General features: G+C 61.9%; 17 protein-coding genes. 12 read left to right on the top strand and 5 right to left on the bottom strand.

Going from position 1 to position 16309, the window contains the following annotated elements; all coding sequences use genetic code 11:
* Positions 1-24 precede the first annotated feature (24 nt).
* On the top strand, positions 25-1086 hold the full coding sequence (locus tag AB4Z19_RS23445) for an aldo/keto reductase (RefSeq protein ID WP_442022531.1): 1062 nt from the start codon (positions 25-27) through the stop codon (positions 1084-1086).
* Here the strand turns inward: AB4Z19_RS23445 and AB4Z19_RS23440 are convergent.
* Genes AB4Z19_RS23440 through AB4Z19_RS23430 form a run of 3 tightly spaced genes read right to left on the bottom strand, consistent with a single transcriptional unit; the run spans position 1064 to position 4283 of the window.
* Entirely contained in the window at positions 1064-1846 is a 783-nt protein-coding gene (locus AB4Z19_RS23440; protein ID WP_442022529.1) for a ChbG/HpnK family deacetylase, read from the bottom strand. The genes AB4Z19_RS23445 and AB4Z19_RS23440 overlap by 23 nt on opposite strands.
* Positions 1843-2856, bottom strand: coding sequence for a glycosyltransferase family 2 protein (locus tag AB4Z19_RS23435; protein WP_442036163.1), 1014 nt, complete (start codon positions 2854-2856; stop codon positions 1843-1845). The genes AB4Z19_RS23440 and AB4Z19_RS23435 overlap by 4 nt, the downstream gene beginning before the upstream one ends.
* Entirely contained in the window at positions 2853-4283 is a 1431-nt protein-coding gene (locus AB4Z19_RS23430; protein WP_442022525.1) for an ArnT family glycosyltransferase, read from the bottom strand. The genes AB4Z19_RS23435 and AB4Z19_RS23430 overlap by 4 nt, the downstream gene beginning before the upstream one ends.
* A gap of 109 nt (positions 4284-4392) precedes the next feature.
* On the opposite strand from AB4Z19_RS23430, the gene AB4Z19_RS23425 reads away from it, so the two are divergent.
* The 8 genes from AB4Z19_RS23425 (at position 4393) to AB4Z19_RS23390 (ending at position 12243) form a co-directional block, all read left to right on the top strand.
* Positions 4393-5055, top strand: a complete 663-nt coding sequence (locus AB4Z19_RS23425; protein ID WP_442022523.1) for a response regulator — start codon at positions 4393-4395, stop codon at positions 5053-5055.
* On the top strand, positions 5052-6356 hold the full coding sequence (locus tag AB4Z19_RS23420; RefSeq protein ID WP_442022521.1) for an ATP-binding protein: 1305 nt from the start codon (positions 5052-5054) through the stop codon (positions 6354-6356). The genes AB4Z19_RS23425 and AB4Z19_RS23420 overlap by 4 nt, the downstream gene beginning before the upstream one ends.
* A gap of 109 nt (positions 6357-6465) precedes the next feature.
* Positions 6466-6858 carry a cupin domain-containing protein gene (locus AB4Z19_RS23415; RefSeq protein WP_442022519.1) on the top strand — a complete coding sequence of 131 codons (393 nt, stop codon included), beginning with the start codon at positions 6466-6468 and terminating at the stop codon, positions 6856-6858.
* 39 nt (positions 6859-6897) lie between these two features.
* Entirely contained in the window at positions 6898-7404 is a 507-nt protein-coding gene (gene msrA, locus AB4Z19_RS23410) for a peptide-methionine (S)-S-oxide reductase MsrA (RefSeq protein ID WP_442022517.1), read from the top strand.
* Between the two features lie 69 nt (positions 7405-7473).
* Positions 7474-8850, top strand: coding sequence for a glycoside hydrolase family 28 protein (locus tag AB4Z19_RS23405; RefSeq protein ID WP_442022515.1), 1377 nt, complete (start codon positions 7474-7476; stop codon positions 8848-8850).
* A gap of 87 nt (positions 8851-8937) precedes the next feature.
* Positions 8938-9921, top strand: a complete 984-nt coding sequence (locus AB4Z19_RS23400) for an aldo/keto reductase (protein WP_442036161.1) — start codon at positions 8938-8940, stop codon at positions 9919-9921.
* 18 nt (positions 9922-9939) lie between these two features.
* On the top strand, positions 9940-10833 hold the full coding sequence (locus tag AB4Z19_RS23395; protein ID WP_442022511.1) for a LysR family transcriptional regulator: 894 nt from the start codon (positions 9940-9942) through the stop codon (positions 10831-10833).
* A gap of 66 nt (positions 10834-10899) precedes the next feature.
* Complete coding sequence (locus AB4Z19_RS23390) at positions 10900-12243, top strand: chloride channel protein (RefSeq protein WP_442022509.1); 1344 nt, start codon at positions 10900-10902, stop codon at positions 12241-12243.
* On the opposite strand, the gene AB4Z19_RS23385 is transcribed toward AB4Z19_RS23390, so the two are convergent.
* Positions 12218-12718, bottom strand: coding sequence for a MarR family winged helix-turn-helix transcriptional regulator (locus tag AB4Z19_RS23385; RefSeq protein WP_442022507.1), 501 nt, complete (start codon positions 12716-12718; stop codon positions 12218-12220). The genes AB4Z19_RS23390 and AB4Z19_RS23385 overlap by 26 nt on opposite strands.
* 32 nt (positions 12719-12750) lie before the next feature.
* Positions 12751-13716, bottom strand: coding sequence for a GlxA family transcriptional regulator (locus tag AB4Z19_RS23380; protein ID WP_442022505.1), 966 nt, complete (start codon positions 13714-13716; stop codon positions 12751-12753).
* A gap of 110 nt (positions 13717-13826) precedes the next feature.
* On the opposite strand from AB4Z19_RS23380, the gene AB4Z19_RS23375 reads away from it, so the two are divergent.
* From AB4Z19_RS23375 to AB4Z19_RS23365, 3 genes are all read left to right on the top strand, one after another.
* Positions 13827-14114 (top strand): hypothetical protein, encoded by a 288-nt coding sequence (locus tag AB4Z19_RS23375; protein ID WP_442022503.1) that lies wholly within the window; start codon positions 13827-13829, stop codon positions 14112-14114.
* A gap of 18 nt (positions 14115-14132) precedes the next feature.
* Positions 14133-14540, top strand: coding sequence for an MAPEG family protein (locus tag AB4Z19_RS23370; protein ID WP_442036159.1), 408 nt, complete (start codon positions 14133-14135; stop codon positions 14538-14540).
* Positions 14541-14622: 82 nt separating this feature from the next.
* Positions 14623-16287 carry a GH39 family glycosyl hydrolase gene (locus AB4Z19_RS23365; protein WP_442036157.1) on the top strand — a complete coding sequence of 555 codons (1665 nt, stop codon included), beginning with the start codon at positions 14623-14625 and terminating at the stop codon, positions 16285-16287.
* Positions 16288-16309 lie beyond the last annotated feature (22 nt).

Genomic DNA, 16309 nt, shown 5'->3' with positions numbered 1-16309 from the left:
ACAATCCACTCAACGGAGATCAGCATGAACGACTACACCACCCTCGGCCAATCCGGCCTGCGCGTTTCCCGCCTGGCACTGGGCGCCATGACTTTCGGCACCGACTGGGGCTGGGGCGCCGACAAGGCCACCGCGCGCCGCATGTTCGACACTTACACCACGGCTGGCGGCAATATCATCGACACGGCCGATATGTACACCAATGGCGAGTCCGAACGCTGGGTGGGCGAATTTGTGCGCGACAGCGGGCTGCGCGACCGCATGGTGATCGCCACCAAATTCGGTTTCAGCGCCGATCCCTCCAACCCGAACGCCGGCGGCAATGGCCGCAAGAACATCCTGCGCGCCGTGGAAGGCTCGCTGCAGCGTCTGGGCACCGATTACATCGATCTGTACTTGCTGCACGCCTGGGACATGGTCACGCCCGCCGAAGAAGTGATGCGCACGATGGATGATCTGGTCCGCCAGGGCAAGGTGCGCCACATCGGCTTCTCCAACGTGCCGGCCTGGTATGCCAGCCGCGCCCAGACGATGGCCGAACTGCGCGGCTATGAGCGTCCCACCGCGCTGCAACTCGAATATTCGCTGATCGAGCGCAGCATCGAGCGCGAGTTCACCACGCTGGGCATGCAGCACGGCATGGGCGTGATGGCGTGGAGCCCGCTGTCCAGCGGCCTGTTGTCCGGCAAATACCGCCCGTCGGATATGGGCCAGTTCGGGGAGGGTCGCTTGCAGACTGTGCAGGGCAGCGGCAATCCGGTCTTCGATCGCTTTAATGAACGCAATTTCGCCATCGTGGCGGAGCTGGAAAACGTGTCACGCGAGCTGGGACGCAGCATGTCGCAGGTGGCCGTGAACTGGGTGGCGAACCGTCCCGGCGTAGCGACCGTGCTGGTTGGCGCCACCAAGCAGGCGCAGTTGGAAGACAATCTGGGCGCGCTCGAATTCGAGCTGCCCGCGGAACTGCGCGCCCGGCTGGACGCAGCAAGCGCCACGACTGCGCCCTATCCCTACAACTTTTTCGAATCGAGCTTGCAGGCGATGGTGCACGGTGCGAACACGGTCAGGCGCGCGACCACGGCCTAGGCTGAACCTTGAACTCGGCCAGCATATCGATGAATTGCGGGCTGCCGAGGAAGAGGAATTCGCGCAGCCGGAAGGGTTCCAGGCTGCGGGCGGCCGATGCCGGGTGGCACATGGCCAGCGCACCGGAGACTTTCTGCGATGAGAGCCAGCCACGCCAGTATTTCGGCAAGTCGGCATTGCTGGACAGGTCGTACACGCCGAAGAAATCGGCATTGCAGTGATGTCCCCCGCGCTGCGCCAGACGCTGCACGGCGGAAGCGCCCAGCGCAGCAATGATGGCCGCCTTGCCGCCACGCCAGCGCATCGGCGACGTATTGCGGATGCAGATACGCTTACCCGGCGCCGCTTCCGCCAGCACTTCGAACAAGGCATCGCGGATCACGGGGAACTGGTGCACATGTTCGTGACCGTCCACGAAATCGGGCAGCGCACCGGTGAGGTCGCAGTAGCGGTGAAACTGATAGCGCACCGCTTCGCGTGTGATCAGCGGATCGAGGCGGCCCCCCCAGGCTTCGACAATCGTCGCCGCAACCGTGCGCTTGCTGTGCTGCTGACGGTGCGCCATCTCGCTGGTGAAGTCCAGATGCAGGCCCAGGCTGGCGCCGTATTTGCGCATATGAGTCAGCGCATTGCGGTCGGGACTGCCCAGCGCCATCACGCTCGCTGCGGTCACGATGCCTTGCGATACCAGGGCCGCTACGCCGTCATCGACGGCCGGGTGCATGCCGACATCGTCGGCGTTGATAATGATGCTCTTCAACGGGCGGCTTTCATCACCGGCTCCGACTGTCCCAGGCGGCTATGGTCGGTGCATTCATCCAGCACGTACAAGGGACGTTGCTTGGCTTCTTCAAACAGGCGGCCCAGGTACTCCGCGATCACGCCAAGACAGAGCAGCTGAATGCCGGACAACAGCATGATGCCCGAAGCCAGCGTCGCCCAGCCGGAAACCGGATTGCCGACGATGAGCGTCTCCACCATGATGTACACACCGTAGCTTAGGGCGCCCAGCGAAATCAGCGCGCCCACGCCGGACACGAAGCGCAAGGGCTTCATCGAGAAGGAGGTAACGCCCAGCGACGCCAGTTCGACCAGGCGGCGCAGAGGGAACTTGGTGCTGCCCGCCATACGCTCCTGCACTTCAAACGGCACCAGGCGCGAACGGAAGCCCAGCCAGGCGTACAGGCCTTTCATGAAGCGCGCGCGTTCCGGCAGTTGCAGCAGGGCGTTCACCACACGGCGGTCCATCAGGCGGAAGTCGCCGGCACTTGGCGGAATCTCAAAACGTTCGCCGCTTTGCATGAAGCGGTAGAAGCTGCGCTTGGCCCAGGCCAGCCAGCGCGGTTCGTGGGCGCGCGATTCCGGCACCGGCACGACCATATCGTCGCCTTCGCGCCAGTAGGAAATCAGCAGAGGGATCATCGTCACGGGATGCTGGCCATCGCCGTCCATGCAGATCACGGCATCGCCACGCGCCGCGGTCAGACCTGCGGTCAGCGCGGCTTCCTTGCCGAAGTTGCGGGACAGCCGCAGTAGCTGCACATTGCTGTACACGCGGTTGCGTTCGAAGGCAGCAACGACTTCATCGAGATTATCGGTACCGCCATCGTTGACGATCACGATCTCCCAATCCATATCGGTCTGGGCCAGCGTGTCAGCCAGCTGCGGCAGCAGCTTGGACAGCGACTCTGCTTCGTTCAATACGGGCAGCACGACCGAAATCGAATGGCGCGAGCCCCGCTTGAGGGAGATTGATCTGGTAGGCATCATTTTTCCTCCACCAGTGAGCGGCGCGAGTTGGCAAACAGCACCTGCGCGCCATGTACATCGCCGTTATCGACAACCACATATCCCTTGTGTTGGCCAACGCCGCTGACGTGCTGCAACTTGCCGCGCGTGTAAAACGCCGACGAGAAGGCCGGGTTTCCTGCGTATTGCAGCATGGTTCCAGCTGGGGCCAGTTTGTAGAATTCCTGCACCAGCGCGCGATCCGAATTGCGGCCGATCTGCTTGACGACCAGCGGCGTCGCCACCGCAACCAGCAGCGCAAAGATGAACAGACCCGCAGCCGTGCGGCGCTGTGCCTGCGCGGAGCTGTTCTCGATATGCTGGGCCACCAGCACCGCAAACGATGGCAAGGCCGTCAACGCATAGGTCCAGATGATATTGCGGCTGAACGTGAAGAACACAAGTGGCACCAGGGTCGCGCACCACAGGAAGCAGCTCAGCGGGTCCAGTGCAACACGGCGGCGCAGCACAGCCGTGACACGTGGGAAAAAGACATACATCCATGGCAGGGCAGCGCCAATCCAGAACACCCAGATGGCGCCAAAAGGCTGGCGATGTGCAAAGCCGTAGCGGTCGCCCGTCCAGCCGGGCACCAGGAAGCGCGAGAAGTGCTCGCCCACGATGAAGTAATTCACAAAGCCGGGATATGCGCGTTCAGCGGCGATATACCACGGCAGGAAGATCGCGCAGGCGAGCGCCACACCGGCCCAGTCCCATACCTGGCGCAGCATCTGCATGGCGCGGCGCTGCAGCAGGGCGTAAACAATCATTGGCATGCCGATCAGTGCCCAGGTAGCAAGGCCTTTTGAGAGCGCACCCAGTCCGATCAAGGCCCAGAAACCCAGGCGCCAGCTGCTGCCTTGCTTGCGCGTGGTGTCGAGCGCGCGCCATGCACAGTATTGCGCCGCCCAGATGATGGTCATTTGCGCGGAGTCTGTCATGACAGCGCCGGCACTGACGAAGAACAGCGGCGAGGCAAACAGCACCGGCACCACCAGCCAGCGCTGGCGCACGCCAAGCGCGGATGCGAACAGTGCACTGATCCACAGCGCCGGCAGGGCAGCGAGGAAGTCCGGCAGGCGCGCCGCGAATTCATTTACGCCAAACAGTTTCATCGACGCAGCGCTGATCCAGGTGGACAACGGCGGCTTGGCGAAGAAGGGCGTTTGCGCATCCATATGCGGCATCAGCCAATAGCCATTCATGGCGGTCTGGCGCGCCAGTTCGCCGTAGCGGGCTTCGGTGGTATCGGCAAGCGGCGCTGCGATCATCAGCGCGAAGCGGGCCAGCAACAGCACGGCAACGGCCAGCACCATCCAGGTACGCCAGTTGCGAACGGCTGAAGGAAGAACAGGCGTAGCGGCTTGCACTGGCTTATTCAGCAGGGCAGCTTGTTGATCGATTTGCATAGCCTTTCCGTTTTCCATCTGCGACGGTGTTACCGTATCAAACATTTGGTTAAGACTGCGTTAACCGGCTGCTGGCTATAATGGCCGGACCTAATTAGAAGAGGTTACTGTGCGATTGTTACTGGTTGAAGACGATCCGATGATCGGCGACAGTATCGAGGGCGGGCTGCTTGCAGAGAACTATGCAGTGGACTGGGCGCGCGATGGCGCGAGTGCCGAGCTGGCGTTGTCAACTCAGGCTTACGACCTCGTGCTGCTGGATCTCGGCCTGCCCCGCAAGCAGGGTATGGATGTGTTGCGCAGTTTGCGTACGCGCGGCATGGATGTGCCGGTGCTGGTGGTAACGGCGCGCGACAGCACGGCTGCGCGCGTGGAAGGCCTTGATGCGGGCGCCGATGATTACCTCATCAAGCCATTCGATCTCGATGAGCTGCTGGCGCGCATTCGCGCCCTGCTGCGGCGCCGCGTATCGCGCACGTCGTCCATCATCAATCACGGCCGTCTGACGCTGAACCTTGCCACGCACGAAGCGGCTTTTGACGGCGCGCCGGTGACCTTGTCCGCACGTGAATTCGCCGTGTTGCGCGCACTGCTCGACGAACCGGGCACCGTGGTCAGCAAGAGCAAGCTGGAAGAAAAGCTGTACGGCTGGAATGCGGAAGTGGAGAGCAACACCATCGACGTCTACGTGCACCACTTGCGCAAGAAATTCGACCAGGGCTTGATTCAGACCGTGCGCGGTGTGGGCTACAAAGTCGGCCCGGCCGAATGAGGACCATCCGCAAACAGCTGCTGGTTGGCCTGCTGTGCGGCACGCTGGTCACCGCCATCGGCGCCGGCTTTGTGCTGTACCGCTCCCTGCAAATCGAAACCGGCGAGCTGGCCGATCTGCAATTGCGCCAGCTGGTCAGCGCACTGCCGGATGAATTCGCGGCGAACGCCGCCCTGCCTGCGCCGGAAGATCCCGAAGAGGAATTCATCCTGCAGGTATGGGACCTGAAAGGCACGCTGCTGTTTGCCTCGCGCCCGCATCCGCCCACCCAGCGCTACGACCTGAACGGTTTCTCGACGCGCAGTGTGAGGGGCGCAGAGTGGCGCGTGTACGGCGAGCTGCATCACAACCTGTATGTGCAGGCCAGCCAGCCGATCGCGATTCGCAATGCCATGGCGGCGCATATCGTGCTGCGCACCGGGCTTCCCCTGATCGCCTTCGTCGGCGTGCTGGTGGTACTGGTGCTGATCGTGATCCGACGCGCCATGGGGCCACTGGATCGCCTGGCGCGCGCAGTGGAAGACCGTTCGCCCAGCACACTCGATCCCTTGAGCCGCGAAGGCTGGCCGGCCGAACTGGCGCCCGTTGTGCAGGCGCTGAATGTGCTGCTGGAGCGCTTCGACGAAACCCTGGCTGCACAGCGCACCTTCGTGGCTGATGCGGCCCACGAACTGCGCTCGCCGCTGACGGCGTTGAAACTTCAGCTGCAACTGGCCGAACGTGCGTCGACCCCGGAAGCGCGCGCACATGCGATGGCCAAGCTGCATGAACGCCTCGATCGCAGCACGCACCTGATGCAGCAGCTGCTCAGTATGGCGCGCTTTGAAGCGGGCCACAGCGCCGCGCAACTGCAGCAAGTGGAGCTGGGCGATCTGCTGCGCGGGGTGGTATCCGATTACGCGACGATTGCCGACAGCCGCGGCATCGACCTCGGCGCCGTCGCACCAACGCCAGTGCATGTGCAGGCCGATCCGGATGGCTTGCGCGTCCTGCTCAACAACCTTGTGGACAACGCCATGCGTTATACACAGGCCGGCGGACGCGTCGACGTGATCGCAGAGCTGGAAAAAGGCTGGCCGGTACTGCGCGTGCGCGACAACGGCCCCGGCGTCGCGCCGGAACACCGCGAGCGCCTGTTCGACCGCTTCTACCGGCCGGAGGGTAATACCGTTTGGGGCGCGGGCCTGGGCCTCTCCATCGTCCGCAATATCGCCCACAACCACGGGGCAAACGTCACGCTCGGCGAAGGCGCCGATGGCCGCGGCCTATGCGTCACGGTGACGTTCGGCGAACCGCTTTAGCGCTTTGTAGAATTTTGTGTACGGAGTCGAGCCATACACATTGCGACACACATCAATTGCAGGGCAAGCGTATAAATCCATTCATTGAACTTTTCAAAGGATGGATACCATGAAGACCGCTCACAAACTGATCGCCGCTGCCCTGCTGGGCGTTGCGGGCCTGACAAGTGCCCAGCAGATGGCTGGCCTCACCCGCACTGAAGTCCTGCGCCACGAGCATAGTGTGCCAGGCACCGAGGTAATTCAGGTGCGCGTGGACTTCCCCGCTCATTCGACTGCGCCGGCGCACTCGCATCCGGGCGAAGAAATTGCTTATGTCCTGGAAGGCACCATGGAATACGCGCTGGAAGGCCGCGAGCCGGTCGTGCTGAAGACCGGCGATGCCGTCTACATTCCGGCCGGCGTGAACCACTCCGTGCGCGTGCTGGGCGAGGGCAAGGCGTCCGAACTGGCGACGTATATCGTGAAAAAAGATCAACCTCTGGTCAAGCTTGCCAAATAAGCCGATTGGCCCCATCTTGAGAGCCTAGGAGGAATTCAAATGACGACACGAACCGAAACCGCCATTCTTGCCGGCGGATGCTTCTGGGGCGTACAGCAGCTGCTGCGCCGCCAACCCGGGGTGATTTCCACGCGCGTGGGCTATACGGGTGGCGATGTGCCTAACGCGACTTACCGCAACCACGGTACGCATGCCGAGGGCATCGAGGTGATCTTTGATCCCGACAAGATCAGCTATCGCCAGATCCTGGAGTTCTTCTTCCAGATCCACGACCCGAGCACGGCTAACCGCCAGGGCAACGATATCGGCACCAGCTACCGCTCCGCGATTTTCTATGGCAGCGACGAGCAGAAGCGCGTGGCGGAAGACACCATCGCCGACGTGAACGCCTCCGGCCTGTGGCCGGGCAAGGTGGTGACGGAAGTCGCGCCTGCGGGACCGTTCTGGGAAGCAGAACCTGAGCATCAGGACTACCTGGAGCGCATCCCGAACGGCTACACCTGCCACTGGGTACGTCCGGACTGGAAGCTGCCGAAGCGCGCCTGATTGGCTCAACATGGTGAGCGATTGCGCTCACCGTGTTTTCGTCCGCGCCCGCTGCATTAGTATGGCCGGATGAATGCTCCGAATCTCTCGCGGCGAACCGTGATGTTCGCCGGTTTTGCCGTTCCCTTGCTTGCTGCCTGCGCCGGTTTGGCGCCGGCGCCGCGGCAGCGCTTTGTGCGCGTCGATGCACCGTTCGACATGCCGTCGATCGCCGTGCCGGATTTCTCGGGCAGTCCGCAATTTCTCATCACCGATTTCGGCGCCGTGCCCGATGATCAGCGCAAGAACAGCGCCGCCATCGAACAGGCCATCGCTGCCGCGCATGCTGCGGGATCTGGCACCGTTGTTGTTCCGGCCGGAGTGTGGCTGACGGGGAAGGTACACCTCAAGAGCAATGTGAACCGGCATCTCGCAAAGGGCGCGACGCTGCTGTTCTCCTCCGATCCGGCCGATTATCTGCCCGCCGTGCTCTCGTCATGGGAGGGACTGGAGTGCTACAACTATTCGCCCCTGGTCTATGCCTACGACTGCGAAAACGTCGCGATTACCGGCGAAGGCAAGCTGCAGGCGAAGCTGGATGTGTGGAAGGTCTGGTACGCGCGTCCCAAGCCGCATATGGATGCGCTGATCGCGCTGTATCACCAGGCCGCGAAAGGCGTTCCGGTCAGCGAGCGGCAGATGACTGAGGGACAGGCGAATCTGCGCCCGCAGTTCGTGCAGTTCAACCGCTGCCGCAATGTACTGATCGAAGACATCAGCATCGAAGACAGCCCGTTCTGGGTGCTGCATCCCTTCCTGTGCCGCGACGTGGTGATACGCCGCGTGAAGATCAAGGCAAATGGCCACAATAACGACGGCGTCGATCCTGAGATGTCGCAGAATGTGCTGATCGAAGATTGCGTATTCGACCAGGGCGACGATGCAATTTCGGTGAAATCGGGACGCGACCAGGATGCATGGCGGCTGGGCGTCCCGTCCAAAAATATCGTGATGCGCAACTGCCGTGTGAAGAATGGCCACCAGCTGATGGCCATCGGCAGCGAACTATCGGCCGGTATCGAAAATGTGTTTGTGGATAACTGCCACTTTGATCACAACGGTTCCGCCGTGCGCAGCACCATCAACAACCTGCTGTTCGTGAAAACCAACGAGCGGCGCGGTGGCTATGTGCGCAATATTCACATGTCGAACGTCAGCGCGACCAGCATTGCAGGCGGCGTGCTGTGCGTGGACACCGATGTTCTCTACCAGTGGCGCACGCTGGTGCCGACCTACGAACGGCGCCTGACGCCAATTGAGGGCCTGCATGTCAGCAATGTGATTGTCGGCGAGGCGGCTTTCGTGAGCGAGATCAAAGACGAGCCAACGCTGCCGGTAAAGGATGTCACGCTGCACGAAGTTATCGTTCGCAATGTGCGCGGCAAGACTTCGGCCACAATTAATTAGCTGGCCTTATAAGCTCATCCAGATTTACCCATCTAATCAAATTAATCTCCCGCAGCTAAAGTGCAGCCATCGCAAAGGAGATTGATTATGCAAACACGACAACTTGGGAAAAGCGGGCTGGAAGTTTCGGCTCTTGGTTTCGGCTGCATGGGCTTGAGCTATGCCTACGGTGTGCCGATGGGACGCGGCGACGCCGTCAAACTGATTCAAGCGGCGTTTGAGCGCGGCGTGAATTTCTTCGACAGCGCCGAGGCTTATGGTCCCTTCGTCAACGAGGAAGTGCTGGGCGAGGCGGTGGCGCCGTTCCGCGATGAGGTGGTGCTGGCGACCAAGTTTGGCTTCGCCAACGGTATTCCCACCTCCGGCCTGGACAGCCGCCCCGAAAACATCCGCGACGTGGCGGAAGCCGCGTTGAAACGGATGAAGACGGATCGCATCGATCTGTTCTACCAGCATCGCGTCGACCCGAATGTGCCGATCGAAGATGTAGCGGGCACGGTGAAGGACCTGATCAAGGAAGGCAAGGTAAAGCACTTCGGCATGAGCGAAGCAGGCGCCGATGCAATCCGCCGCGCGCACGCCGTGCAGCCACTGGCGGCACTGCAAAGCGAATATTCGCTGTGGTGGCGCGATCCGGAGCAGGGCATCTTGCAGCTGCTGGAAGAACTGGGCATCGGCTTCGTACCATTCAGCCCGCTGGGCAAAGGCTTCCTGACCGGCACCATCGATGAGAACACGCAGTTCACCGACAACGACTGGCGCAACAAGGTGCCACGCTTCGATCCGGATGCGCGCAAGGCCAACCGCGCGCTGGTTGACGTGCTGGCGCCCATCGCGGCGGGCAAGGGCGTGACACCGGCGCAGATTGCACTGGCCTGGCTGCTGGCGCAGAAGCCGTGGATTGTGCCGATTCCAGGCACCACCAAGCTGTATCGCCTGGAAGAGAACAATGCGGCGGCAGACGTTGTGCTAAGCGCCGGCGATCTGCGCGATATCGAAAGCGCCGTCTCCAGCGTCAAGGTGACGGGCGACCGTTATGCGGCCCAGTTCATGAAAATGGTGAACCGATAAGCGCTGTCATAATGCCGCATGCGTGAAAACTTCAATGACATCTTCGCCTTCCTGATCGTTGCGCGTGAAGGCAGCTTTACCAAGGCTGCCGCGCAACTGGGCGTGTCGCAGTCTGCGTTAAGCCAGACGGTGCGCGCGCTGGAGACGCGCCTCGGCGTGCGCCTGCTGTCGCGTACCACGCGCAGCGTGACGCCTACCGTGGCAGGCGAGCGTTTGCTGAGCAAGCTGGGTCCGCGTTTTCATGAAATTGAATCGGAGCTTGCCGGCTTGTCGGTCCTGCGCGACAAGCCGGCGGGTACGATTCGTATTTCCTCTTCTTTTCATGCTGCCGAAGCCGTGATCTGGCCCAGGCTGACGGGCTTTCTGCACGAGTACCCGGACATTGTGGTGGAAGTGAATGTGGAGCACCGCCTGATCGATATTGTGGCGGAACGCTTTGATGCCGGCGTGCGCCTGGGAGATCAGGTGGCCAAGGATATGGTGGCTGTGCGCATCAGCCCCGATCACCGCTTTACCGTTGTCGGCGCGCCGTCGTATTTTGAAGGACGCCCACACCCGCTCACTCCAAAAGATCTGACGCAGCACCGCTGCATCAACCTTCGCTACCCCACGCATGGCGGCATGATGCCCTGGGAATTCGAGAAGGACGGCCAGGCCTTGACGGTGCAGGTCGAGGGACCGTGCATATTCAACCTGAGCCCCATGATCCTGCAAGCGGCACTGGCCGGACATGGCCTGGCTTATCTGCCCGAATCCGTCGTGCGGGAAGACCTCGCCGCTGGACGCCTGGTGCGCGTGCTGGACGACTGGCTCCCGCCATCTCCCGGCTACCACCTTTACTACCCCAGCCACCGCCTGGCGTCGCCCGCCTTCGCGCTTTTCGTGGAGGCGATGCGATACCGGCAGCCCTGAAAATACATTTGTCCAAATGTACCTTTATAATGGAAGCCCCTCAGCCGCCAGGTTTTAAGCTTTCACATGAAACGACATCGCCACGACATCCGCTCTGCATTCAAGCGGGAATTCGGCACACCTGAGTTGTGGCGTTCGCGGGCAGTCGTCATCGGCGCGGCGGCGGCGGCCGGACTCGTCGTGGTCGGTTTTACGCGTCTTGCCGAAATCGCATTTGAACTCTTCACCCGCTTTGTGGCCTGGAGCTGGTGGCTGACGCTGCTCTGGATGCCGCTGGTGTGCGCCGCCATCGTCTGGGCCACCAGACGCTATGCGCAAGGCGCCGCGGGTTCCGGCATTCCGCAGGTGATGGTGGCGCTCGACCCGGCACTACCGCAAGGCGAACGCGGACGATTTGTTTCACTTCGTCTGAGCCTGTCCAAAATCCTGCTGACTGCGACCGGACTGCTTGCCGGCTTGTCGCTGGGGCGGGAAGGGCCTTCGGTGCAGATCGCGGCCGGCGTGATGCTGGCGGCTCGCCGCTTCCTGCCCAGCCAATCGGTGATCAACTCACGCGGCCTGCTGATTGCTGGTGGTTCTGCCGGTATCGCCGCGGCGTTCAATACGCCGCTGGCGGGTGTCATGTTTGCCATCGAGGAGCTGGCGAGAACGCCGGAACAACGCAGCAGCGGCTTGATTGTGGCCGGCATTGTGCTGGCGGGCCTGATTGCGGTTTCCATCGGGGGCAATGCCACCTACTTTGGCGTGATTCATCCCGGCCCGATCGGCATGGACTTGCTTTGGCCGGGATTCCTGACCACCCTGGTGGCAGGCATAGCGGGCGGCCTGTTCGCGCGCCTTCTGCTGACGTCACTCCGCGGCGGTACGCGGGATTTTGCCAGCCACCTGCGTGGCCGTTTTCCCATCCGTTTCGCTGCGGTCTGCGGCCTTGCCGTGGCAGTCATCGGCATCGTCAGCCATGGCGCCATATTTGGCAGCAGTTACGGATCGACGCGCGCTCTGCTGGACGGCTCGCATGCCGTGGCAGCGGACTTCGGCGCGCTGAAGTTTCTGGCTACCTGGCTGACGGTGTGGTCAGGTGCACCGGCCGGCATCTTTGCGCCTTCGCTGGCGATCGGCGCCGGCTTGGGCAGCAACGTCGCGGCGCTGACGCATTATCCCTTCGCCCCGGCGCTGATTGCCCTGGGCATGGTCGGCTTCCTCGCCGCGGCGACCCAGGCGCCGCTGACTTCCTTCATCATCGTGATGGAGATGGTGGATGGCCACGCAATGGTACTAAGCCTGATGGCGTGTGCAGTGGTTGCCGGCACAATTTCGCGCGTGCTCAGTCCCCCTTTGTATGGCGCACTGGCCCAGTTGCAACTGGACGCCGTGCAAACCAAGGCTACAACTCCGCCAGCGGCGTCTTAGCGCTTGTATCGTCGCCGCCCAGCGCAGCGAGGAGAATGGCAAGATCCTGTTCCAGCCGTTCCAGCAAGGCCGGGTCCAGCTGCTCAAGCGTCGCAGGCAGCACGCCTTTGAACGGCGCGGGAGCGCCGCCAAGGACTTCGCGTCCTTGCCCGGTAATCTCCAGCTGCGTAGCGCGGCGATCTTCGGTGCGCCTGACGACGGTGACCAGCTGGCGTTCAACCAGGGTGCGAACAAGATTGCTGGCGGTCGACTGGTGGATGTCCAGCGCCTTCGATAAATCCGTCACGCCCATCGCGTCGCTGGCGGCGATCTCGCTGAGCGCCCACAACTGCGCGCCACCAATGCCCGCATCGCGCTCGATCTGGCTGAAATGCGTCCGCACTGCATTGAATATCATGCGGAATTGCCGCAGTACGCGCACTGGCGCATCCGGGTCTTTCGGCTTGTGAGAGGGGCTTGTTTGGCGTTTGGTCATTCGGCCATCATAGCGGAAAGCGCTTGCCGCGGTTAGCGAAGGTCGGCGCGCAGATCGCGCACGCCGCGTCCCAGGCGTTGCCGGAGAAGCTTGCGCAAGGTGGCGCCGTCGTCGTAGCCAACTTCCGCTGCGATGGCTTCCAGCCCCATGCCACTGCCGTGAAGCAGCGATTGCGCGTGTTCGACGCGCAGGTCCTGGAAGTAGGCCAGCGGCGATTTGCCGAGCACCTCCTGGCAACGCCGTTGCAGCGTGCGCGGACTAACTGCCAGCGCTCCGGCAGCCTCCTGCAGCGAGAAGCCGGTCTTCAGATTATCCCGCGCCCATCGTTCGAAACGCTGAATCAGCGGGTCAGCCTGCGCCAGATGATTGGGAATGATGTAGGCAGCTTGCGAGGAACGTATGTCCGCCAGCAGGTAGCGCGACACCAGAATGGCCAGCTCCGGACTGGCGCGGCGCACCAGCCATAGCGCGAGATCAAGGTGGCCCATGGCCGCGCCGGCCGTTACGCCAACATCGGTCGGTACCAGCATGCGGGTTTCGTCGAGCAGCACATTCGGATAGCGCTGGCGGAACAGGGGGCTGAGCCACCAGGTGGTCGTCGCAGGCCGGCCGTCGAGCAAGCCAGTCTCCGCGAGCACAAAACTGCCGATGCAGGAAGCGGCGATACGCGCGCCCTCGGCATGCCAGGCCAGCAGCTGCTCCCTGGCTTTCCTGACTTCCGGCCGCGCCAGCGCGGGCAGCAGTTCCTCGGGCGTGCTGGTGGTCAGCGCTGGGACGATGATCCAGTCCGGCTTCAAGTCCGCCGAAATCGGCTTCACCGGAATTGGCAGTCCCTGCGCCGAATGCACCTTCTTTCGCACACCGACGATGGACAGGTCGAAATATGGCGTTCCGCCCAGTTGCCGGGCGGAGAACTTGTTGGCGAGTGAGAGCGTATCGAGGATGGCTGTGAAACCGGTATCGAACAAACCGTCCAGGGCGAGGATGGAAATGCGCATGGCGTAAATGACCCTAAAGATGTCATTTACGACTATACCGGGTTCTTCATGCCGAGGCTACAGTGATCACCGTTGCGCTTCGCAATGAACACTGATCAAAGGAGATTCACATGAAAGTATTAGCCGTTGCATCGATCGACAAACCGCTCTCGCCGGAACAAAAGCAGCAAATCATGCCAACCGAAGTGCCGGCCACGCTGCAGCTCTACCTGGGCGGCAAAATCGAACAGTTCTGGTTCCGCCTCGATAAGCCTGGCGTGATTTTCCTGATGAATGTGGACTCCATCCAGGAAGCCGAGGAAACCATCGGCGCCCTGCCACTCACCGCTCATGGCTACGCCAAGTATGAGTTCATGCACGTCGGCCCGCTGGCGCCTCTGGGTCTGCTGATTCAATAATCGGGAAGGCGGCCCCTCATGAAACTCTCTTCAGAACTCTATATTCTGGCGCTGGTCGCCGTGGCGACATTGCTGATGTGGATACCCTATATGTTGGCGAGAATCGTGACCCGCGGGGCCGCCAGAACTTTGGCCAATCCCGATCCGGCTTTTCCACCAGACCCGGTCTGGGCAGAAAGGGCGCGCCGTGCCCACGCCAATGCGGTGGAAAATCTGGCTGTTTTCGCACCGGTAGTGATTATTGCGTCACTGAACGGTGTGAGCACGCCAGCGACCATTCTGGCGGCCAAAGTCTATCTGGCTGCACGGCTGGTTCATTATGTCGTCTACAGCGCGGGTATTCCAGTGCTGCGGACGCTGGCCTTTGTAACCGGCGCCGGTGCCACGCTGGTGATTGCAGCGGCCACGCTAGCGATGCCGATTTAGATATCGCTCCCCTCCGGAATTTCATCACAGCCGAAAGGCGGCGGGCTTATGCTGTTGTCCAACTATAAAAGCTGGAGGAGACATGGCCCGCATTTCGTTCGCCCTTGCGGCGTTGGTCGCTTGCGCTTCGTGCGCGGCGCAGGATTTCCCTGTCACGATGACGGTGGACGCGTCGAAAACTGTGGGCGAACTGAAGCCGATCTGGCGTTTTTTCGGGGCCGATGAACCGAACTACGCGACCATGAAGGATGGCCGCAAGCTGATGGCCCACCTGGGCGAGCTTCGGCATGGCGATGTGTTCTTCCGCGCGCACAATCTGCTCAGCACCGGCGATGGCACGCCGGCCTTCAAATGGGGCAGCACCAATGCGTACACCGAAACCAGGGACGGCAAGCCGGTGTATGACTGGACCGTCACGGACCGCATCATCGATACCTATCTTGAGCGCGGTGTGCATCCTTATCTTCAGCTGGGCTTCATGCCGGAGGCCATGTCCAGCGCCAAGCCGGGCACACCGTATCAGCACAGCTGGCGTCCGGGCTTCGCCTACAACCTGATCGAAGGTGGCTGGAATGCGCCGCCAAAGGATTATGCGAAGTGGGGCGAGCTGGCTTACCAATGGACCAGGCACAATATCGAGCGCTATGGCCGCGATGAAGTGAAGAAGTGGTATTTCGAAGTCTGGAACGAGCCTAACTTCAACACCTACTGGAGCGGTACGCAGGATGAGTTCAATAAGCTGCACGATTATGCGATCGCCGGCATTCGTCGCGCCTTGCCGGAAGCGCGCGTGGGCGGGCCTGATGTCGCCGGCACCGGCGGCGCTTTCATGGATGCCTTCCTCAAGCATCTGGTATCCGGCACCAATTACGCGACTGGCGAAACAGGGACGCCGACGGATTTCCTGTCCTTCCACGCCAAAGGCAGCCCGCGCTTTGTGGACGGCCACGTGCGCATGGGCATACGCGAGCACCTGCGCGGTGTGGATGAAGGCTTCGCCAAGATTGCCGCCATTCCCCAGCTGAAGGACAAGCCGATTGTGATCGGCGAGAGCGATCCGGAAGGCTGCGCGGCATGTCCCGGCCCTCAGAACGCTTACCGCAATGGGACCATGTATTCCAGCTATACCGCAGCGAGCTTTGCACGCATCTGGGAGCTCTCTGCGCGGCGCCACGTCAATCTGGATGGCGCATTGACCTGGGCTTTCACGTTTGAGGACCAGCCCTGGTTTGCAGGCTATCGCCAGCTTGCGACCAACGGCATCGACCTGCCCGTGCTGAACGTGTTCCGCCTGTTCGCCAAGCTGGGGCCGAAGCGCATTAATGCGAGCAGCAACGCCCAGCGTCCTCTGGAAGATATGCTCGCAAATGGCGTGCAAGGCGCACCGGATGTCGGCGTGCTTGCAACGCGCACGCCGGATGGGCATCTGGCCATCCTGAGCTGGCATTACCACGATGACGATGTCACTGGCCCGGATGCGGCGGTCAGGCTGGAGCTGAAGGGCCTCGGTGGCGCGGCGTCGCGCAAGGTTACCCAATGGCGTGTGGACAAGGCCAGCGCCAATGCTTTCACCGCATGGCAGCAAATGGGCTCGCCGCAGTCGCCGGATTTCAAGCAGTATCAGACGCTGGAAAACGCATCGCAGATGGCGCCCGTAATCTTGCCACCGCTGGTAGTGAAGGACGGTGCGGCTGGTTTAAACTTCATGCTGCCGCGCCAGGGAGTGAGCTTGCTGCTAGTGGAGTGACAAAGGGATGGCCACCGCCCGC

It is taken from the genome of Pseudoduganella sp. RAF19 (genome assembly GCF_052114165.1).
Taxonomy (GTDB): domain Bacteria; phylum Pseudomonadota; class Gammaproteobacteria; order Burkholderiales; family Burkholderiaceae_D; genus Rugamonas.
The sequence above is the reverse complement of the archived record's forward strand: the minus strand, read 5'-3'. Positions and strand labels throughout refer to the sequence as shown.